This window comes from Cronobacter muytjensii ATCC 51329 (assembly GCF_001277195.1).
In the GTDB taxonomy this organism is placed as follows: Bacteria; Pseudomonadota; Gammaproteobacteria; order Enterobacterales; family Enterobacteriaceae; genus Cronobacter; species Cronobacter muytjensii.
Map to the genome: position 1 here is coordinate 3,178,337 of NZ_CP012268.1, position 19,612 is coordinate 3,197,948.

A 19,612-nucleotide genomic window follows, 5' to 3' on the forward strand; every position below is an offset into this window, starting at 1 on the left:
ACGGATCAGAAGCGGAAAGTTGCGGTCGCCGTAACCTGACGTTCCGCGCCCCAGAAGCAGCCGTAAGTCTGGAAGCAACTGGAAACATATTCACGATCAAGCAGGTTATTGACGTTTACCGCAACGCTTGAGCCCGGCAGGCCCAGTCGCGCCAGGTCATATTTGACCACAGCGTCCATCACCGCGGCACTACCAACTTTAAAGGTATTCGCCGGATCGCCGTAGCTGGAGCCGATAAAGCGACCGCCGGTGCCGATGGTCAGACCGGAAAGCGGACCGTTGTTAAACGTGTAGTCGCCCCACAGCGAACCCATATTACGCGGCACCTGCTCAACGTGATTCCCCTTGAGGTTGGTGTCTTTGGTGTATTCCGCGTCAATGTAGGTGTAAGACGCCGTCACGTTGATATTCGCGTTAAGCGCAGCTTTCGCTTCCAGCTCCACACCGCGCGAGCGCACTTCACCTGACGGAACCTGCTGGGTCGCATCATTCGGATCGGTGGTCAGGGTGTTGGTTTTGGTCAGCTGATACACCGCGCCGGTAATGACAATCGGCATATCTTTCGGCACATATTTCACGCCTGCTTCATACTGCTCGCCTTTGGACGGCGCAAAGGCCATACGCGGGGTGCTGTAGAGGTCGAATGCGTTCGGCTCGAAAGACTGGCTGTAGCTGACGTACGGGGAAATACCGTTGTCGAACAGATAGTTCACGCCACCGCGCCAGGTAAACTGATGGTCGTTGCGCTCAATCGATCCTGCGACCGGCGTAGTGGAATTCGCACGCACGGTTGTTGCTTGTTGAGACCAGTCGTAGCGACCGCCCAGCGTGAACACCCATTTGTCCCATTCAGCCTGATCCTGAATGTAAATCCCGGTCTGTTTGGTCTCATTAAGCTGATACGGCTCGGCATCCTCGAAATCGAAATCTGCCGGCGTGTAGCCGCCGTTGAGATCGATAGCTGGCGCCGTGCCAAACTTCGCGTTGATATCGTTACGCATACGCATGAAATCGACGCCGGTCAGCAGGGTGTGATCCAGTTCACCGGTCGCGAATGCGCTTTGCAACTGGGTATCGACGCTGAAGTTTTGCAGGCGCTCGTTATCCACGACGGTACCGCGACCTAAATAGTGATCGCGCTCGCTGGCCGAAATTGCCTGGCAAGGGGCGTTAAACGTGTTGGTGGTGCAAATGCCGGTGCCGTAGACGCTCTGCTGAGAGGTTTTCATCTCAGAGAAACGCAGATTCTGGCGCACGGTGAAGGTGTCATCGAAAGCATGTTCGAAGCTATATCCCACCATTTTCTGGTTGCGGGAATAAGTGTTGTTCGACGCGCCTTCGTTAAAATCGCTGCCGATACGCTTGCCGTTTGGCAGCGGCTCGACGGTTCCTTCCTTCGGCAACCAACCGTAGTAGCCGGTTTGCGGCTCGTTCTGGAAGTAAGAAAGGAAAGTGAAAGTGGTTTTGTCATCCGGACGCCAGGTGAACGACGGCGCGATGGCATAGCGTTTCTGTTTGGCGTTGACCTGCTGCTGGTCGTTGGAGCGCGCCACGCCGGTCAGGCGATAAGAGAACTCGCCGTTATCGTCGATAGCGTCGCTGAAGTCGAAACCGGTCTGATACAGGTTATCGGTGCCCATTTTAAACTGGACTTCACGCAACGGTTCGGTAGTCGGGCGCTTGCTCACCATCGCAATAATGCCGCCCGGATTGCTCTTGCCGTACAGCACAGATGTCGGGCCGCGCATCAGTTCAACGCGCTCCAGCATGTAAGGATCGATAACGGCATCGTTGTAGAAGTTGCCCTGCAACTTCATACCGTCCAGATAGTTGTTCTGGCTTAAGCCCACGGACGTAAATCCGCGAATGCTGACAAAGTCATAAGTGGTCGATGCGCCGCGGTTGCTGACAACCACGCCTGGCGTATAGCCCAGCGCTTCTTTCACCGACTGCGCCTGGTGAATGTCCATCTCTTCCCGCGTCACAACCGAAACAGACTGCGGCGTTTTTTCAATGGGGGCATCGGTTTTGGTGGCGGTCGCGGAACGCTTCGCCGCAATGGTCGGGGCCGGGCCCCAGGCGCTTTCCTGCGCGGCTGCGGAAGCGGAAACGGTGATCGTTTCCTCTTTCTGGCCGTTGTCGGCAGCAATGGCGGACGCAGCGAAACCGCTGCACGCCGTGGCGACTAAAACAGCCAGTCTGCAAATCCTGGTATTGATCTGAGTGTGAGTGGAACGCGCCATGCTAATTTCTCTGAGTGATAGTGACAAATGATAACGTAAACGAGAATTATTATTATGCGCCCGAGATAATATGCGAAAGGCTGTTTATATAGCAAGCGCCTGGCGCGGCGCGGGGGGCCGACGGGGCAATTAATCACCAGAGGAAATTATCTGGTTAATCGGGAGATGCCGGAACGTTACCGGCACATTAAACAACGGTGACAATAAAAAAGGGTTTAGCCCTCTTCCCGCCGAAGCCGGAGAGGCGCTAAACCCTGTGTTCCCGGAAGGGACGTTAATTGCTGCCGAACATATCTTTAATCCAGCCCGCGACGCCGTCGCTCTTCTCTTCCTGCTGCGGCGCCTGTTGAGGCTGCTGTTGCGGCTGCTGCGGCGTGGACTGATCGAACGGATTGCCCGACGGCGCGACCGGCTGGCTCTGCTGGCAGAGCGTGTTCGGATCGCTGGTCCAGACCGGCAGCGTACGCATTCCGCCACCGCACAGGAAATTGCCCATCTCATCGACGCCCATGTCGACAATATCTTCCGGCGGCGTCAGATCCAGCGGGATCGGCGACTGGTTACTCAGATAGCGCTGGTAAATCGCCATCGCGCCGCTCGCCCCGTAGAGTTTGGTCGGCTGGTTATTGTCGCGGCCTACCCAGGTGATCACCACTTCGCGCCCGTCAATACCGGCAAACCAGGTGTCGACGTTATTGTTGGTGGTGCCGGTTTTCCCTGCCAGGTGCAGTTTCGGGAATTTTACCGCCAGCGCATGACCGGTCCCGCGCTGCACGACCTGCTGCATCGTCCAGAGCGTCAGGTAGGCGGCCTGCGCCGGTACCGCGCGCTCGGATTGCGGGAAGCTCTGATACAGCACGCTGCCATCTTCAGCGATAACCGAGCGCAGCACGGAAAGCTGGGCGCGGTTGCCGCCGCTTGCGATGGTCTGGAACGCCTGCGCCACTTCAATCGGCGTCAGGTTCAGCGCGCCCAGCAACATCGACGGCACGGCGTGCAGCTGATTTTCCGGCGCGCCCAGTTTTTTCCAGGTGTCAGTCACGGCCTGTAACCCGAGCGCCATACCGAGGTTCACCGTCGGCACGTTCATGGAGCGCGTCAGCGCGTCCACCAGCATCACCTGCCCGCTGTAGCGGTGATCGTCGTTCTGCGGCGACCATACCTGACCATTCGGCTGGCGCAGGGAGATCGGCGCATCGGCAATCCAGGTGTTCAGGCGATACGTGTTCGGCTGGCTTAACGCGGTCAGATAGGTCGCCGGTTTCGCCAGCGAGCCAATTGAGCGACGCGCCTGCATTGCGCGGTTATAGCCCGCGAACTGCGGGTTCGCGCCGCCTACCATCGCGCGGACTTCGCCGGTAAAGCGGTCCACCACGACCATCGCCGTTTCCAGATCCTTCAGCTTGCGCTGTTTGATGAGCGCCGGAATGCCCTCCACCGCCGCTTTCTCTGCCGCATCCTGCGCGACCGAGTCAAAGGTGGTGAAAATCTTCACGCCGGAGAGATCTTTCACTTTGTCGCCAAGCTTCGCCTGCAGCTCCTGGCGCACCATCTGCATAAACGCCGGCTGCGGGGAGATCACGCCGCCGCGCGGCTGCACGCCGAGCGGACGGGCGCTCAGCATGTCGTAGAGCTCCTGGTCAATGACCTTTTGCTCCTGCAACAGCCGCAACACCAGGTTACGACGCTCCAGCGCCAGTTTCGGGTTGCGCCACGGGTTATAGAGCGACGCGCCCTTCACCATGCCCACCAGCAGCGCCTGCTGATCGAGGCTCAGCTCGTCGACCGGACGGCCAAAGTAGTAGAGGCTCGCCAGCGGGAAGCCGCGGATCTGATCGTCGCCGCTCTGACCGAGATAGACCTCATTGAGATAGAGCTCAAGGATGCGGTCTTTGCCGTAGCGCGCGTCCATGATAAGCGCCATATACGCTTCGTTGGCTTTACGCCACAGCGTGCGCTTGTTGGTCAGGAACAGGTTTTTCACCAGCTGCTGGGTCAGCGTACTGCCGCCCTGCACTGCGCGGCCCGCCGTCAGGTTCGCCAGCACGGCGCGCCCGATGGAGTACACGCTGATGCCGTCATGCTCGTAGAAATGCCGGTCTTCGGTGGCGATAAGCGTATCCACCAGCAGATCCGGGAAGCCGGAGCGCGGCACAAACAGGCGCTGTTCGCCATTCGGCGACGAAAGCATGGTAATCAGGCGCGGATCGAGGCGGAAGAAACCGAAGTTACGGTTGCTGTCCATATTCTCGATAGTGGCCAGGTGATCGCCGTCAAACTCCAGCCGCGCGCGGATCTGCCCTTCTTTACTGTCCGGGAAATCGAACGGACGGCGGATCATCTCGATGCTGTTGGCCTGAACGGTAAACTCGCCAGGGCGCGTCATTTTCGTCACCTGACGATACTGCGTCGCCTCCAGCAGCTTCACCATCTCCTGCTTGCTGATGGTCATATCCGGCTCAAGGTTGACCATACGGCCATAGACCGCCGCCGGCAGTTGCCAGACTTTGCCATCAATACGGCTGCGGATTTTTTGATCCAGATAGACGCCGTAGATAACAAACAGCACCACAAAAACCACAAACAGCTTTAACAGAAGCCACAGCCAGCGGCGTTTGCCGCGCGGTTTTCCGCCTTTGCCTTTTTTGCCTTTTACCTTACGCGGCATTGGCTCCTCATCGTCTTCGTCTTCATACTCATCGTCATAATCCTCTTCCCTGAGACGACGACGGCTTACCTTCTGTTTTGCCGGACGCGTCGGTCGTCCTTTGCGTCCGATAGGTTCGCGGTCATTCCCCGCCATGCTTTTTCTCCACAACGTACAGGCGCAAAGGCCAGATTCTTGGCTCTTCCGCCCGCAGGCGGAAGAAGAAAGCTCTCAAATCATCACGACGGCATCGCCGCCGCTACTGATACTTTTTGGTTCGCCGGGTCGGCAGCGCGTTAGCCGGATCGTCCGGCCAGACATGTTTCGGGTAGCGCCCTTTCATCTCTTTCTGCACCTCTTTCCAGGCGCCGCGCCAGAACGCGCTGAGATCGCGCGTAATTTGCAGCGGCCGCTGGGCGGGTGAAAGCAGTTCGAGCGTAAGCGGCACCCGGCCTTCGGCGATAACCGGCGTTTCGGCTTCTCCGAACATCTCCTGAATGCGCACCGCCAGCGCCGGTGGGTTTTCCTCATGATAGCGAATCGCTATCCGGCTGCCGGTCGGCACAGTGTAATGCCCCGGCAGCGCACTATCCAGCCGTTGCCGCTGCTGCCAGTCGAGTAAATGCAGCAGCGCCTGGGCGAGATTGATGTTTTTCAGCGCGCGCAGCGAGTGGACCCCGCGCAGCTCAGGCAGCAGCCAGACATCCAGCGACGCCAGCAACGCCTCGTCGCTCACGTCCGGCCACGGATGTTCCGGCAGAAAGCGCGCCGCGCAGTGCAAACGCAGGCGCAGTTGTTCTGCCTCCGGCGTCCAGTTAAGAACAGAAAGCCCTTTTTCGCGAATGCCGTTGAGCATCGCCTGATGCAGCTCCTCTTCAGAAGGCTTCGACAGCGGCTGGGTTTTCAACACCAGTTCCCCGACCTGCCAGCGGCGCTGCGCGCGCAGCGTGCCCTGTTCGTCGTTCCATTCCAGCGAATCGCGCTGGCGTAGCAGGTGCGGACATGCGTCAATCAGCGCGTCAATATCCAGCGGCAGCGCCTGTAAAATCCGCGCGTCGGCGCTGTGGCTCCCCTGAAGCAGCAGCGGGGCGATAAGCCATTCGTAGCGCGTCAGCGCGTCGTCCCCCTCAAGCATTGCGCCCATGCCGTTCGCAAGCTGATAACGCCCCTCCTGGCCGCGACGCCGCGCAATCCGATCGCTGAACGCGCCAGCCAGCAGCGAGGGCGCAAGCGTCAGCGACGGCGCGCCGCCTTTCGCCTTCAGCCGCTTCATCAGTTGCCCGCTGCGGGCCTGCCAGTTGCCCTGGTTTCTGGAAAACGCGCCGCGCAGATCCGTCTCCTGCCCGCGCGGCGGCTCTTCGAGAATAGCGGCAAGCCGCGCCGCTGTTGCCTGGGCGTCCGCGCCCTGCGCGCTGACCAGCATCGCCGCGAGCCGCGGATCGTTGCCGAGCTGCGCCATCTGGCGTCCACGGGCGGTAAGCTGGCCGTCTTTCAGCGCGCCAAGCGTGGTCAGCAGCTGGCGCGCGGCGGCAAGGTTGACCGCGGGCGGCAGATCCAGCCAGTGGAGTTCGGCAACATCGCGACAGCCCCACATCAGCAGCTCCAGCAGCAGACCGCCGAGATCGCTCTGGGTGATTTCCGCCTCGCCCTGCGCGCTTGCGCGCTCGGCCTGCTCTTTGGGGATGAGATGCAGGCAGATGCCCGGCTCAAGACGCCCGGCGCGACCGGCCCGCTGGGTCATCGACGCCTGGCTGATACGCTGGGTGATAAGCCGCGTCAGGCCGGTGCGGGCGTCAAAGCGCGCCACGCGCTCCTGGGCGCTGTCCACCACCAGCCGGATGCCTTCGATGGTCAGGCTGGTTTCAGCGATGTTGGTGGCCAGCACCACTTTGCGCACGCCCGGCGGCGCGGGCAGGATCGCTTTGCGTTGCTCCGCGAGCGGCAGCGCGCCGTACAGCGGACAGAGCACCACATCGCGCCCGACGCGCTCCGCAAGCTGCGTCTGCACCCGCTGGATCTCGCCGACGCCCGGCAAAAACAGCAGCAGCGACCCCGCCTCCTCGCGCAGCAACCCGCTCACCGCCTGCGCCACGGCCTCATCAAAACGCTGATGCGCAGGCAGCGCCTGATAGCGACGTTCTACCGGGAAGCTGCGCCCTTCGGAGATGACCGTCGGCGCCTGCGGCAGCAGCGCCTGGAGGCGGTCGTTGTCGAGTGTCGCGGACATGATAAGGAGCCTGAGATCCTCACGCAGCCCCTGCTGGACGTCGAGCAGCAACGCCAGCGCGAGATCCGCCTGCAGGCTGCGCTCGTGGAACTCATCGAGAATGACCAGCGATACGCCGGACAGCTCAGGGTCACGCTGTAAGAGCCGCGTCAGAATGCCTTCGGTTACGACTTCAAGCCGGGTCGTGGGGCCGGTACAGCTTTCGGCGCGCATCCGGTAGCCCACGGTTTGACCGCACGGCTCGCCAAGCTGATCCGCGAGGCGCTGCGCCACGTTGCGGGCCGCCAGCCGCCGGGGCTCCAGCATAATGATTTTTCCGTCAAAGCCGCCTGACTTAAGGATCTCCAGCGGCAGCCAGGTCGATTTCCCGGCGCCGGTCGGGGCGCTAAGCAGCACCTGGGGCGCATGCTGCAGGGCATTGAGAAGTTCAGGCAAAACGGCGGCGACCGGTAAAGACGACACGACAGGCTCCAGAGGGTTACTATGAAAGGCACGCATTGTAGCATTCCGCCCGATCATTACGAGTTACCGCTATGTCAGACCAGAAACGGCTGTTTTTCGCGCTGCCGCTGCCCGCCGGGCTTCAGCAACAAATTATTGAATGGCGTGCCGCGACCTTCGCGCCCGACGCGGGCAGGCCCATCGCCGCCGCTAATCTGCATATTACGCTCGCCTTTTTAGGTGACGTAAGCGCGCAGAAGCAGCGCACGCTAAGCGCGCTCGCCGGGCGCATCAGTCAGCCCGGTTTTACGCTGCATCTTGATGACGCCGGTCACTGGCCCCGCTCGCAGGTGGTCTGGCTGGGGTCGCGCCAGCCGCCGCGCGGCTTGTTGCAGCTCGCGAATCTCCTGCGCGCGCAGGCGGCGCGCAGCGGTTGCCCACAAAGCGCGCAACCCTTTCATCCGCATGTCACATTACTGCGTAACGCTCAGCACCCGGTCAGGCTGCCGCCACCAGGGTTTGGCTGGCAGTTTCCGGTGCGGGAGTTTGTGCTCTATGAGTCGCGTTTTGAAAAGGGACGTACCCGTTACCAGCCGCTGGAATGCTGGTCTCTTAACCCATAAGGAAGCGACATGGAATTTACCCCCGCCCTGCAACCGGCCCGGCTGATTGCGCGCTACAAGCGCTTTCTTGCCGATGTGGTGACGCCGGAAGGCGAAACCCTGACCCTGCACTGCCCGAACACCGGCGCGATGACCGGCTGCGCCACGCCGGGGGATACCGTCTGGTATTCCACGTCCAGCGTGGCGACGCGCAAATACCCGCATACCTGGGAATTAACCGAAACCCGTGACGGGGCGTTAATTTGCGTGAATACGCTGCGCGCGAACGCCGTCGTGAAAGAGGCGCTACAGGCACAGCGTCTGCCTGCGTTTGCCGGTTATGAGAGTCTCCAAAGCGAAGTGAAGTACGGCGCCGAGCGCAGCCGAATTGACTTCATGTTACAGGCGAGTGACAAGGTTAACTGCTATATTGAGGTGAAATCCGTGACGCTGTCGGAGCCGGATTCAGGCTACTTCCCGGATGCGGTGACCGTGCGCGGTCAGAAGCATTTACGGGAGCTGATGAGCGTGGTGGAAAACGGGGATCGGGCCGTGCTGTTGTTCGCCGTTCTGCACTCCGCCATTACGCAGGTCGCCCCGGCACGCCATATTGATGAACGCTACGCCGAGCTTTTAAGCGAGGCGCAGCGCAAGGGGGTGGAAGTGCTGGCCTGGAAGGCCTCGCTCTCCGCCAGTGAGATAACGCTGACGTCGCCTTTGCCGGTTCGCTTATAACCAGTTGATCCGCAATCGACTAATAATGATACGGCCGCGTGCGCAAATACGCTTTTCCTCACAGGGTTGTCAAGTGTAACGTTTAGATAATTGCTATCCGGAAAAGCTTCTGTTATTTATAGCGGCCTGATTTTTCCCCCGAGAAGGGGATCGATAGTGCGTGTTAAGGAGAAGCAACATGCAAGAAGGGCAAAACCGTAAAACATCGTCCCTGAGTATTCTCGCCATCGCTGGGGTGGAGCCGTATCAGGAGAAGCCGGGCGAAGAGTATATGAACGAAGCCCAGCTGGCGCACTTCAAGCGTATTCTTGAGGCATGGCGTAATCAACTCCGGGATGAAGTCGATCGCACTGTAACCCATATGCAGGATGAAGCTGCAAACTTCCCGGATCCGGTAGACCGTGCCGCCCAGGAAGAGGAGTTCAGCCTTGAGCTGCGCAACCGCGACCGTGAGCGTAAGCTCATCAAGAAAATTGAAAAAACGCTGAAAAAAGTGGAAGACGAAGATTTCGGCTACTGCGAATCCTGCGGTGTTGAAATCGGTATCCGTCGCCTCGAAGCGCGTCCTACCGCCGATCTGTGCATCGACTGCAAGACGCTCGCCGAAATCCGCGAAAAACAGATGGCCGGCTAATCGCCGACACAGGTCAAAATCACTCACGGCGGGATTTTCCCGCCGTATTCTTTTATGTCTGCCATCATCATGTCTGTGAAGCCTTATATCGGGCGCTTCGCCCCCTCTCCTTCCGGCGAACTGCATTTCGGCTCGCTTATCGCCGCGCTCGGCAGCTATCTTCAGGCCCGCGCATTGCAGGGTACGTGGCTTGTACGCATTGAAGATATCGATCCGCCGCGCGAAATGCCTGGCGCCGCCGACACGATTTTGCGCCAGCTTGAGCACTACGGCCTGCACTGGGACGGCGAGGTGCTGTACCAGTCGCAACGCCATGACGCCTACCGCGAGGCGTTAGCATACCTGCGCGACCACGGACTGAGCTACTACTGCACCTGCCCGCGCAGCCGCATTCAGCAGACAGGCGGCGTCTATGACGGCCACTGCCGCACGCTGCATCACGGCCCGGAAAACGCGGCCGTCCGGCTGGTGCAGACGCATCCGGTTATGGCCTTTACCGATAAACTGCGCGGCACACTCACCGCCGATCCGGCGCTGGCGCGCGAAGATTTTATTATTCATCGCCGGGATGGGCTTTTCGCCTATAACCTGGCGGTGGTGGTGGATGACCACTTCCAGGGCGTGACGGAAATCGTGCGCGGCGCGGATCTTATCGAGCCGACGGTGCGCCAGATTTCGCTGTATCAGCAACTGGGCTGGCAGGCGCCCGATTACGTGCATCTGCCGCTGGTAATTAACCCGGATGGCAACAAGTTGTCCAAACAGAATCACGCGCCGCCGCTGCCCAAGGGCGATCCGCGTCCGGTGCTGAGCGCCGCGCTGGCGTTCTTAAACCAGCCGGTCGAAGACGACTGGCGCGCGCTTTCCACCGAAACGCTGTTGCGTCAGGCGGTGGAAAAATGGGATCTCAGCGCGGTGCCTGCGGCGGTGGCCGCGAATCCGGCATTCTCAAACGCGTTGCGCTGAGCTATATTAGCCGCTGTTTTTTGTCCAGAGACTGACACTACCGAGGTGCACCATTTTTACCCGAGTCGCTAATTTTTGCCGTAAGGTGTTAAACCGCGAGGAGAGCGTGGTTGACGAAGGCGCCGCACAGCCCGCCATAACCATTATCCCGCGCGAACAGCACGCTATCTCCCGCAAAGATATCAGCGAGAACGCGCTCAAGGTGATGTACCGCCTGAATAAAGCCGGTTATGAAGCCTGGCTGGTGGGCGGCGGTGTGCGCGATCTGCTGCTTGGCAAAAAACCGAAAGATTTTGACGTCACCACCAACGCGACGCCGGATCAGGTGCGCAAGCTGTTTCGCAACTGCCGCCTCGTAGGCCGCCGCTTCCGCCTGGCGCACGTCATGTTCGGGCCGGAAATCATCGAAGTCGCCACGTTTCGCGGCCATCATGAAGAGAGCGTGAGCGATCGCGCCACTTCCCAGCGCGGCCAGAACGGCATGCTGCTGCGCGATAATATCTTCGGCTCGATTGAAGAAGACGCCCAGCGTCGCGATTTCACCATTAACAGCCTTTACTACAGCGTGGCCGATTTCACGGTGCGCGATTACGTAGGCGGTCTTAACGATCTTAACGCCGGGATTATCCGTCTGATTGGCGATCCGGAAACCCGCTACCGCGAAGATCCGGTGCGTATGCTGCGCGCCGTGCGTTTCGCCGCGAAGCTCGATATGCGCATCAGCCCGGAGACCGGGGAGCCCATCCCGCGCCTCGCCACGCTGTTGAACGATGTGCCGCCGGCGCGTCTGTTTGAAGAATCCTTAAAGCTGTTACAGGCAGGCTACGGTTACGCCACGTATCGCCTGCTGTGCGAATATAACCTGTTCCAGCCGCTGTTCCCGGGTATCAGCCGCTATTTCACCGAGAAAGGTGACAGCCCGATGGAGCGCATCATCGCGCAGGTGCTGAAGAATACCGATAACCGCATCCATAACGACATGCGCGTGAACCCGGCTTTCCTGTTCGCCGCCATGTACTGGTATCCGCAGCTCGAAATGGCGCAGAAAATCGCTCAGGAGAGCGGGCTTGCTTACTATGACGCCTTCGCGCTGGCGATGAACGACGTGCTGGACGAAGCCTGCCGCTCGCTCGCTATCCCGAAACGCATTACCACGCTTATCCGCGATATCTGGATGCTGCAGCTGCGCCTGTCGCGCCGTCAGGGTAAACGCGCCTGGAAACTGATGGAGCACCCGAAATTCCGCGCCGCCTACGATCTGCTGGCGCTGCGCGCCGAAGCGGAAAACAACGGCGAGCTGCAACGCCTGACGAACTGGTGGGGTGAATTCCAGTCCGCCGCGCCGCCGCTGCAAAAAAATATGCTTAACGATCTGGGCGACGAGCCGGCTGAGCGCCGTCGTCAGCGTCGTCCCCGCCGCCGCGCCCCGCGCCGCGAGGGCAGCGCGTGACTCTGGCCTACATCGCGCTCGGCAGCAATCTCGCCGAGCCGCTTTCACAGGTGAACGACGCGCTGGCCGCACTGGCGCAGATCCCGCACAGCCGCATCGTGGCGACCTCGTCATTTTATCGCACTCCGCCGCTCGGCCCGCAGGATCAGCCCGATTACCTGAACGCCGCCGTGGCGCTGGAAACCTCACTTACGGCGGATGCGCTCCTCGATAATACCCAGCGCATCGAGCTGCAACAGGGGCGCGTGCGTAAAGCGGAGCGCTGGGGGCCGCGCACGCTCGATCTCGACATCATGCTGTTTGGCGATGAGACAATAAACACGCCGCGGCTGACCGTTCCGCACTACGACATGAAAAACCGCGCTTTTATGCTGCTGCCGCTCGCACAGATCGCCCCGACGCTGCGCTTTCCGGATGGCGAGCAGCTGGCCGACGTGCTGGAACGCCTTGATTGCTCAACCATTCGCCACTGGTAAACCAAAAAATTCCGCTTCCGCTTTCCTCGCGGTATCCTCCCGCAAACGCATCGTTTACACTGCTTTTTTTCTGTTTGCGGGACACTCATGAAACCGACAACCATTTCTCAATTGCGACGCCTGAAGGAAGCGGGCAAGAAGTTCGCCACCATTACCGCCTACGATTTCAGTTTTGCGAAACTCTTTGAAGAAGAAGGGATTGGCGTCATGCTGGTCGGCGATTCTCTGGGAATGACGGTCCAGGGACACGACTCCACCCTGCCGGTGACGGTAGACGATATCGCCTATCATACCCGCGCGGTACGACGCGGCGCGCCGCACTGCCTGCTGCTCGCCGATCTGCCGTTTATGGCCTACGCCACCCCGGAACAGGCGTTTGAAAACAGTGCCGCTGTTATGCGCGCGGGCGCGAATATGGTCAAAATCGAAGGCGGTCGCTGGCTTGCCGACACCGTGCGGATGCTGACTGAACGCGCTGTGCCGGTGTGCGGGCATCTGGGCCTGACGCCGCAGTCAGTCAATATTTTCGGCGGCTATAAAGTGCAGGGTCGCGATGAAGCCGCGGCCCAGACGCTGCTTGACGACGCGCTGGCGTTAGAAGCTGCCGGCGCGCAGTTGCTGGTGCTGGAATGCGTGCCGGTGGCGCTTGCGCAGCGCATCACCGAAGCCCTCTCCATTCCGGTCATCGGCATCGGCGCTGGCAATGTCACTGACGGCCAGATCCTGGTGATGCATGACGCGTTCGGTATTACCGGCGGCCACATTCCTAAATTCGCCAAAAACTTCCTGACGCAGGCGGGCGACATGCGCGCCGCGGTGCGCCAGTATATCGCTGAGGTGGAGTCCGGCGCGTATCCGGGCGAAGAACACAGTTTTCACTAAAGGAGTCGTATTGTGCTGATTATTGAAACCTTACCACTGTTGCGCCAGCAGATCCGCCGTCTGCGTATGGAAGGCAAACGCATCGCGCTGGTGCCGACCATGGGCAACCTGCACGATGGCCATATGAAACTGGTGGATGAGGCGAAAACCCATGCCGACGTGGTGGTGGTAAGCATTTTCGTTAATCCGATGCAGTTTGACCGCGCCGACGACCTGGCGCGCTATCCGCGCACGCTTCAGGAAGATTGTGAAAAGCTGAAAAAGCGCGGCGCCGATATTGTCTTCGCCCCGACGCCGGAAGAGGTCTATCCGCACGGCATGAGCGACCAGACGTTTGTCGAGGTGCCGGGCATCTCCACAATGCTCGAAGGCGCAAGCCGTCCAGGGCACTTTCGTGGCGTCTCGACCGTGGTCAGCAAACTCTTTAACCTGGTGCAGCCGGATGTCGCCTGCTTTGGCGAAAAGGATTATCAGCAGCTGGCGCTTATCCGCAAAATGGTGGCTGACATGGGCTACGACATCGATATCATCGGCGTGCCGACGGTACGCGCTAAAGATGGTCTGGCGCTCAGCTCGCGCAACGGCTACCTGACCAGCGACCAGCGCAAAATCGCGCCGGGTCTTAGCAAGGTGATGAACGCGATGGCGGAGAAACTGCGCGCGGGCGAGCGCGATCTGGAGGCGATAATTGCCGCAGCAAGCGAAGAACTCAGCGACAAAGGCTTTCGTCCGGACGACCTGCAAATCCGCGATGCCGACACGCTGCTGGCGCTCTCGCCGGCAAGCAAACGGGCGGTGATCCTGATGGCCGCATGGCTGGGTCAGGCGCGATTAATCGACAATCAGACCGTGGAATTAGCCCAGTAGACAGTCCGGGTAAAAAGGGCAATACTGCCCGGGATAAATTCCTGGCGCCGGGTCACCGCCCGGCGCTGACGACATTCTGGTAAACAGGGTTCAAGTTATGATTCGCACCATGTTGCAGGGCAAACTGCACCGCGTCAAAGTCACTCAGGCGGACCTGCATTATGAAGGCTCCTGCGCCATCGATCAGGATTTCCTCGAGGCCGCGGGCATTCTGGAATATGAAGCTATTGATATCTACAACGTGACCAATGGCAAACGCTTTTCAACGTACGCCATCGCCGGCGAGCGCGGCTCGAAAATCATTTCGGTGAACGGCGCGGCGGCCCACTGCGCGGATGTCGGCGATATCCTGATTATCGCAAGCTACGTCACCATGCCGGATGAGCAGGCGCGTAGCTGGCAGCCGAAAGTTGCCTATTTCGACGGCGACAATGAGATGAAACGCATCGCCAAAGCGGTGCCGGTGCAGGTGGCGTAACGCCCGGCACCGACAGATGAAGCCCTCCTCGCGAGGGCTTTTTTTATCCCTGCGGCTGGTTGCTGATGATTTTCGACATCGTCTCCAGCGAATCGGTGCGCAGGATATAGAGCCTCTTCAGCAGAAACGGGTTATCGCCCGGTTTCACCTTTCCTTTCACCGTCGTCACTGCCAGATGAAACCCGGCGTCGCCCGCGGCTTTCACCGCTTTATCGTCATAGCCGCCGAACGGATATGAAAGAAACAGCACATGCGGATTGAACTGGGCCAGCGCGCGGCGCGAGCGTTTGTAATCAAAAAGAATGTTGTGGTACGTGCGGCTTAGCAGGATCGGATGATGCGCGCCGTCGGTACGGTGCAGAAAATGGGTGTGCGACTGGATATCAAACACATCCTGAATCGCTTTCAGTTCAGAGACGCTCATAAACTGCAGCGACTTCGGCTCCCACGGCTGTGGATGGCGCTTGATGCGCGACGAGATAATAAACGCCGTCGCCTTAAAGCCGTACGCTTTCAGCACCGGATACGCGTAGCGATAAACCGATTTCAGGCCGTCATCAAAGGTAATGACGACCGCGCGGGCAGGCAGATTGACGCGGTTATGCACGTAGCCGTCGAGATCGTAGAGGCTGAGCGTCGCATACCCCTGGTCGCGCAGCCAGGTCATCTGGTTACTGAACGCGCGTACCGAGGTGGTGGTGGAGGTATGGCGAAACCGGGTGTTCTCGTCATCGTGCAGGATATGGTGATACGTCAGCACCGGAATGCCGTTATCCTCCTGCGCCTCCAGGCTGCTGACATACCCCAGCCGGTCGCCGATGCGGATCTGATACCAGGTCTGATTCAGACGATCCTTCAGCTTGCCGACAACAGGATAGCGCAGGTTTTCCGCAAGCGTGCCGAGCGGCGCGCTGTTGATGTCCGGCTCGTTATAGACGGTGACATCCCGCCATGTGTTCAGGTTTTGGTTGCTGAGCGGCTTATTGAGATCCCCCAGGCTGTCTTTCACCCGGTTATTGCCCTGCACGTCGGTCAGGTGATTTTTATCAATAAATCCGGTGCCGAAGCCGAAGCGGAACTCGTAATAGTCAGCGGCAATCGGGACGACCGCCAGAAGCTGCCCTTTACGGATCGTGCCCACTGTCCGTACGTTATCCCCTACTTTGGCCCAGATAGCGGCATCTTCCGTGGTTTGCATATATTGCGCGGGAACGGGTTCGTTGCCGAGCAGGCTCGCCTGCGCGGCGCCTGCGGCTAACAGCAGCAGGCAGATAAAAAGACGATTTAACATAGAAATGAAGGAACAGTGACAACCAGAGGTGAAATTGTGTGCATTTTAACAAAAGTGACATGAATACCAAGCCAATCTGTTATTTATCGTGCAGCAGGACAAACGGCGGGTGCTTTTGCTGTTGATGCCAGAGGCTGGTGACGCCCTCGCCGCCAGCCTGCACGATGGCGTCGCGAAACGCCGCGCTGTCGCACGCGTCGCGCAGCGGGTACATCTGCGCCAGCAGCGGTAAAGTGACGCCGGCGATAACTTCGCTATGCGGATGTTTATGACTCAACAGCGCCGCCGCGCGATACGGCGCGCCGCCTACGCTGTCGGTCAGAAAAATCACGCCGTCGCCGCGGTCGACGTGCCAGAGCGCGTCGCACATCATACGGCTTAGCATATTGGTGCTAAGCCCCGTCCAGTAATCCACCGTCCGGCACAGCGCCAGCGCGCCAAACTGCGCTTCGAGCTGTTCGGCGTAGTCGCGGGCGGCGTAATCGTGACAGGCGATAACCCAACCTAACATGGCGAATCTCCTTGCATCAGGCCGGGTAGTGTAGCGAAGTGGCGACGCGTCGGCGTGATATTCATCAACGCCGACGCGGTTAGCGCATCAGGAACGCAGGCCGCGCCCGCGGCTGATGAGATACCAGCACAGCAGATAGAACGCGACGATAAAGCACGCCAGCACGGCGACGGTAAACAGCAGCGGCACATCGGAAATGCCGAGGAAACCGAAGCGGAAGCCGCTAATCATGTAGACGATTGGGTTTAAATGCGACAGCGCCTGCCAGAAAGGCGGCAGCAGCGTCAGCGAATAAAATACCCCGCCGAGATAAGTAAGCGGCGTCAGCACGAAGGTCGGGATCAGGCTGATATCGTCAAACGTTTTCGCGAAGACCGCGTTCAGCAAGCCCGCAAGCGAAAACAGAATGGCGGTCATCAGCAGCGTCAGGGCGACAAACAGCCACGAGTGGACCTGGAACGGCACGAAGAACAGCGACACGGCCGTCACCAGCACGCCGACGCACAGGCCGCGCGCCACGCCGCCGCCAACATAACCGGCGATAATCACATGTGTCGGCACCGGCGCTACCAGCAACTCTTCGATATTGCGCTGAAACTTGGCGCTGAAGAACGATGAGGCTACGTTGGCGTAGGAGTTGGTGATCACCGCCATCATGATGAGGCCCGGCACGATAAACTGCATGTAGCTAAAGCCATGCATTTCGCCGATACGTGAGCCAATAAGATTGCCGAAAATAATAAAATAGAGGGTCATCGTTATGACCGGCGGCACCAGGGTCTGTACCCAGATGCGTGCAAACCGGTTCACCTCTTTCGCCCAGATACTCTTCAGGGCGACCCAGTAAAGCTGCATCATGCGCGCTCTCCTTGTTTCTCATTCACCAGCGTGACGAACAGCTCTTCAAGGCGGTTCGCTTTGTTGCGCATACTCAGCACCTGCACGCCCTGGGCGGTCAGCTGATTAAAGACGCTGTTGATGCCCTGCTCGCGCAGCACTTCCACCTCAAGGGTTGCGGTATCCACCAGCCGATACTGATAGCCTTCGAGCTTCGGCAGCGGGCTTTTCGCGGCGAGATCGAGGATAAACGTCTCTGATTTCAGCTTGGAGAGCAGCGATTTCATGGAGGTGTTTTCCACCAGTTCGCCGCGCTGGATGATGCCGATATTGCGGCACAGCATCTCCGCTTCTTCGAGATAGTGGGTGGTCAGGATAATCGTGGTGCCTTTGTCGTTCAGATCTTTCAGAAACCCCCACATCGAACGGCGCAGCTCGATATCGACGCCCGCGGTTGGTTCATCAAGGATAAGCAGCTTCGGCTCGTGCATGAGCGCGCGGGCAATCATCAGACGACGCTTCATCCCGCCGGAAAGCATACGTGCACGTTCGTTGCGTTTTTCCCACAGATCGAGCTGGTTTAGATACTTTTCGCTGCGCGCGATGGCTTCACGGCGCTCCACGCCGTAATAACCCGCCTGGTTGACGACGATCTGCTGTACGGTCTCGAAGGGGTTGAAGTTAAACTCCTGCGGCACCAGCCCCAGCTGGCGTTTGGCGTTCACCACATCCCGTTCCAGATCGTACCCAAACACGCGCACCCGACCGGAGGATTTATTGACCAGCGAGCTGATGATGCCGATGGTGGTCGATTTTCCCGCCCCGTTAGGCCCCAGCAGCGCGTAAAAATCCCCCGCTTCTACTTGTAAATCAATGCCGCGCAGCGCCTGTACGCCGCCGGGATAGGTTTTTTTAAGCTGCTCCAGCTCCAGTGCAATTGTCATGGATGTCCAGTCACCTTGTTTTCTTGCATAAGTTGTGTGGTTTAAAAAAAAGTTTAGTTGCCCTATATTACCCCAACGCAATTGTCTGGTTACAGGTTGTTAACCTCTATGAAAGATATCAGCACTCTCATTAGTAATAACGAAATCTGGTCAAAAATGCTGGTGGAAGAAGACCCTGGCTTTTTTGAACGTCTGGCGCAGGCGCAGAAACCGCGCTTCCTTTGGATCGGTTGTTCCGACAGCCGCGTACCGGCTGAACGTCTGACCGGCCTTGAGCCGGGCGAGATTTTTGTTCACCGCAACGTGGCGAACCTGGTTATCCACACCGACCTCAACTGCCTCTCCGTGGTGCAGTACGCGGTCGACGTACTGGAAGTGGAACACATCATCATCTGTGGCCACTACGGCTGCGGCGGCGTGCAGGCTGCGGTGGAAAACCCGGAGCTTGGCCTTATCAACAACTGGCTGCTGCATATCCGCGACATCTGGTTTAAACATAACGCGCTGTTGAGCGAGCTGCCGCAGGAAAAACGCCTCGACACGCTCTGCGAGCTGAACGTGATGGAGCAGGTCTATAACCTTGGCCACTCCACCATCATGCAGTCCGCGTGGAAACGCGGCCAGAACGTGACGCTTCACGGCTGGGCTTATGGCATTCACGATGGCCTTCTGCGCGATCTGGACGTGACCGCTACCGACCGCGACACGCTGGAACAGGGTTATCGCAAAGGCGTCTCCAATATCCAGAAAACGCACGCCAGCCATAAATAAGGGCGTTCGTGAAATAAAAAAGGGGCCGCTGGCCCCTTTTTTTGCACGCTGGATTTACTCTTCCAGCATCACCACGTTGCCGATATACGGCAGATGGCGATAGCGCTGCGCATAATCGATGCCGTAACCCACCACGAATTTATCCGGGATAGAGAAGCCGACAAACTCCACTTCAACCTCCACTTCGCGACGCGACGGCTTATCCAGCAGCGTACAGATGGCAAGTGATTTCGGCTCGCGCAGGCTCAGGATTTCGCGCACTTTCGACAGCGTGTTGCCGGAGTCGATAATATCTTCAACGATCAGCACATCCTTACCGCGAATATCTTCATCCAGGTCTTTAAGGATTTTGACATCCCGCGTCGAGGACATGCCGCTGCCGTAGCTGGAGGCGGTCATAAAATCGACTTCATGCCCGACTTTAACCTGGCGGCACAGGTCCGCCATGAACATAAAAGAGCCGCGCAGCAGCCCTACCAGCACCATTTCGCTGCCGCTGTCCTGATAGCGTTCCGTAATCTGACGGCCCAGTTCCTCAACGCGCGCCTTGATTTCCGCTTCGGAAATCATCACTTCAACAGTATGTTTCATATCGCTAACCGTTTGATTT

At 59.0% G+C, this 19,612-nt stretch carries 18 protein-coding genes; 10 read left to right on the top strand and 8 right to left on the bottom strand.

Annotated features, from left to right (window positions below; translation table 11 throughout):
- Nucleotides 1-5: 5 nt before the first annotated feature.
- The 3 genes from fhuA to hrpB all read right to left on the bottom strand — a co-directional run bounded on the left by fhuA (nucleotide 6) and on the right by hrpB (nucleotide 7,579).
- Nucleotides 6-2,243 carry a ferrichrome porin FhuA gene (fhuA, locus tag AFK63_RS14680; RefSeq protein ID WP_038864727.1) on the bottom strand — a complete coding sequence of 746 codons (2,238 nt, stop codon included), beginning with the start codon at nucleotides 2,241-2,243 and terminating at the stop codon, nucleotides 6-8.
- Nucleotides 2,244-2,517: 274 nt separating this feature from the next.
- On the bottom strand, nucleotides 2,518-5,046 hold the full coding sequence (gene mrcB / locus AFK63_RS14685; protein ID WP_038864729.1) for a bifunctional glycosyl transferase/transpeptidase: 2,529 nt from the start codon (nucleotides 5,044-5,046) through the stop codon (nucleotides 2,518-2,520).
- Nucleotides 5,047-5,149: 103 nt separating this feature from the next.
- Entirely contained in the window at nucleotides 5,150-7,579 is a 2,430-nt protein-coding gene (gene hrpB / locus AFK63_RS14690) for an ATP-dependent helicase HrpB (RefSeq protein WP_038864731.1), read from the bottom strand.
- A gap of 71 nt (nucleotides 7,580-7,650) precedes the next feature.
- Here hrpB and thpR point away from each other — a divergent pair, with 71 nt between their 5' ends.
- The 9 genes from thpR to panD all read left to right on the top strand — a co-directional run bounded on the left by thpR (nucleotide 7,651) and on the right by panD (nucleotide 14,648).
- Nucleotides 7,651-8,181: an RNA 2',3'-cyclic phosphodiesterase gene (gene thpR, locus AFK63_RS14695; protein ID WP_038864733.1), complete on the top strand. Its 531-nt coding sequence runs from the start codon at nucleotides 7,651-7,653 to the stop codon at nucleotides 8,179-8,181.
- 9 nt (nucleotides 8,182-8,190) lie between these two features.
- Nucleotides 8,191-8,895: a DNA/RNA nuclease SfsA gene (gene sfsA, locus AFK63_RS14700; RefSeq protein ID WP_038864735.1), complete on the top strand. Its 705-nt coding sequence runs from the start codon at nucleotides 8,191-8,193 to the stop codon at nucleotides 8,893-8,895.
- A 178-nt stretch (nucleotides 8,896-9,073) separates the two neighbouring features.
- Nucleotides 9,074-9,529 carry an RNA polymerase-binding protein DksA gene (gene dksA / locus AFK63_RS14705; protein WP_007749299.1) on the top strand — a complete coding sequence of 152 codons (456 nt, stop codon included), beginning with the start codon at nucleotides 9,074-9,076 and terminating at the stop codon, nucleotides 9,527-9,529.
- 69 nt (nucleotides 9,530-9,598) lie between these two features.
- The gene (gene gluQRS, locus AFK63_RS14710) at nucleotides 9,599-10,495 is read left to right on the top strand and encodes a tRNA glutamyl-Q(34) synthetase GluQRS (protein ID WP_038864891.1); all 897 of its coding nucleotides are present in this window, start codon (nucleotides 9,599-9,601) and stop codon (nucleotides 10,493-10,495) included.
- Nucleotides 10,496-10,547: 52 nt separating this feature from the next.
- Nucleotides 10,548-11,945 carry a polynucleotide adenylyltransferase PcnB gene (gene pcnB, locus AFK63_RS14715; RefSeq protein WP_217348518.1) on the top strand — a complete coding sequence of 466 codons (1,398 nt, stop codon included), beginning with the start codon at nucleotides 10,548-10,550 and terminating at the stop codon, nucleotides 11,943-11,945.
- The gene (folK, locus tag AFK63_RS14720; RefSeq protein WP_038864739.1) at nucleotides 11,942-12,421 is read left to right on the top strand and encodes a 2-amino-4-hydroxy-6-hydroxymethyldihydropteridine diphosphokinase; all 480 of its coding nucleotides are present in this window, start codon (nucleotides 11,942-11,944) and stop codon (nucleotides 12,419-12,421) included. The genes pcnB and folK overlap by 4 nt, the downstream gene beginning before the upstream one ends.
- 87 nt (nucleotides 12,422-12,508) lie before the next feature.
- Nucleotides 12,509-13,303, top strand: a complete 795-nt coding sequence (gene panB, locus AFK63_RS14725; protein WP_038864741.1) for a 3-methyl-2-oxobutanoate hydroxymethyltransferase — start codon at nucleotides 12,509-12,511, stop codon at nucleotides 13,301-13,303.
- 12 nt (nucleotides 13,304-13,315) lie between these two features.
- Nucleotides 13,316-14,170 (top strand): pantoate--beta-alanine ligase, encoded by an 855-nt coding sequence (gene panC / locus AFK63_RS14730; protein ID WP_038864743.1) that lies wholly within the window; start codon nucleotides 13,316-13,318, stop codon nucleotides 14,168-14,170.
- A 97-nt stretch (nucleotides 14,171-14,267) separates the two neighbouring features.
- A complete protein-coding gene (gene panD, locus AFK63_RS14735) occupies nucleotides 14,268-14,648 on the top strand; it encodes an aspartate 1-decarboxylase (protein WP_007749215.1) in 381 nt (126 codons plus the stop codon).
- Nucleotides 14,649-14,691: 43 nt separating this feature from the next.
- On the opposite strand, the gene AFK63_RS14740 is transcribed toward panD, so the two are convergent.
- From AFK63_RS14740 to AFK63_RS14755, 4 genes are all read right to left on the bottom strand, one after another.
- Nucleotides 14,692-15,939: a polysaccharide deacetylase family protein gene (locus AFK63_RS14740; RefSeq protein ID WP_038864745.1), complete on the bottom strand. Its 1,248-nt coding sequence runs from the start codon at nucleotides 15,937-15,939 to the stop codon at nucleotides 14,692-14,694.
- A gap of 79 nt (nucleotides 15,940-16,018) precedes the next feature.
- Entirely contained in the window at nucleotides 16,019-16,450 is a 432-nt protein-coding gene (locus AFK63_RS14745) for a PTS sugar transporter subunit IIA (protein WP_038864747.1), read from the bottom strand.
- An 87-nt stretch (nucleotides 16,451-16,537) separates the two neighbouring features.
- The gene (locus tag AFK63_RS14750; RefSeq protein ID WP_038864749.1) at nucleotides 16,538-17,308 is read right to left on the bottom strand and encodes an ABC transporter permease; all 771 of its coding nucleotides are present in this window, start codon (nucleotides 17,306-17,308) and stop codon (nucleotides 16,538-16,540) included.
- A complete protein-coding gene (locus AFK63_RS14755; RefSeq protein WP_038864751.1) occupies nucleotides 17,305-18,231 on the bottom strand; it encodes an ABC transporter ATP-binding protein in 927 nt (308 codons plus the stop codon). The genes AFK63_RS14750 and AFK63_RS14755 overlap by 4 nt, the downstream gene beginning before the upstream one ends.
- Before the next feature lie 108 nt (nucleotides 18,232-18,339).
- On the opposite strand from AFK63_RS14755, the gene can reads away from it, so the two are divergent.
- A complete protein-coding gene (gene can, locus AFK63_RS14760; RefSeq protein WP_038864753.1) occupies nucleotides 18,340-19,002 on the top strand; it encodes a carbonate dehydratase in 663 nt (220 codons plus the stop codon).
- Nucleotides 19,003-19,056: 54 nt separating this feature from the next.
- On the opposite strand, the gene hpt is transcribed toward can, so the two are convergent.
- Nucleotides 19,057-19,593 carry a hypoxanthine phosphoribosyltransferase gene (gene hpt / locus AFK63_RS14765; RefSeq protein WP_038864755.1) on the bottom strand — a complete coding sequence of 179 codons (537 nt, stop codon included), beginning with the start codon at nucleotides 19,591-19,593 and terminating at the stop codon, nucleotides 19,057-19,059.
- Between the last annotated feature and the right edge of the window lie 19 nt (nucleotides 19,594-19,612).

Bases quoted from the DNA above. Each gene is read 5' to 3' on its own strand.
- hpt (WP_038864755.1), bottom strand. From the start codon at position 19,593: ATGAAACATACTGTTGAAGTGATGATTTCCGAAGCGGAAATCAAGGCG.
- sfsA (WP_038864735.1), top strand. From the start codon at position 8,191: ATGGAATTTACCCCCGCCCTGCAACCGGCCCGGCTGATTGCGCGCTAC.
- can (WP_038864753.1), top strand. From the start codon at position 18,340: ATGAAAGATATCAGCACTCTCATTAGTAATAACGAAATCTGGTCAAAA.
- panB (WP_038864741.1), top strand. From the start codon at position 12,509: ATGAAACCGACAACCATTTCTCAATTGCGACGCCTGAAGGAAGCGGGC.
- AFK63_RS14740 (WP_038864745.1), bottom strand. From the start codon at position 15,939: ATGTTAAATCGTCTTTTTATCTGCCTGCTGCTGTTAGCCGCAGGCGCC.
- fhuA (WP_038864727.1), bottom strand. From the start codon at position 2,243: ATGGCGCGTTCCACTCACACTCAGATCAATACCAGGATTTGCAGACTG.
- gluQRS (WP_038864891.1), top strand. From the start codon at position 9,599: ATGTCTGTGAAGCCTTATATCGGGCGCTTCGCCCCCTCTCCTTCCGGC.
- AFK63_RS14745 (WP_038864747.1), bottom strand. From the start codon at position 16,450: ATGTTAGGTTGGGTTATCGCCTGTCACGATTACGCCGCCCGCGACTAC.
- thpR (WP_038864733.1), top strand. From the start codon at position 7,651: ATGTCAGACCAGAAACGGCTGTTTTTCGCGCTGCCGCTGCCCGCCGGG.
- AFK63_RS14750 (WP_038864749.1), bottom strand. From the start codon at position 17,308: ATGATGCAGCTTTACTGGGTCGCCCTGAAGAGTATCTGGGCGAAAGAG.
- AFK63_RS14755 (WP_038864751.1), bottom strand. From the start codon at position 18,231: ATGACAATTGCACTGGAGCTGGAGCAGCTTAAAAAAACCTATCCCGGC.
- dksA (WP_007749299.1), top strand. From the start codon at position 9,074: ATGCAAGAAGGGCAAAACCGTAAAACATCGTCCCTGAGTATTCTCGCC.
- mrcB (WP_038864729.1), bottom strand. From the start codon at position 5,046: ATGGCGGGGAATGACCGCGAACCTATCGGACGCAAAGGACGACCGACG.
- panD (WP_007749215.1), top strand. From the start codon at position 14,268: ATGATTCGCACCATGTTGCAGGGCAAACTGCACCGCGTCAAAGTCACT.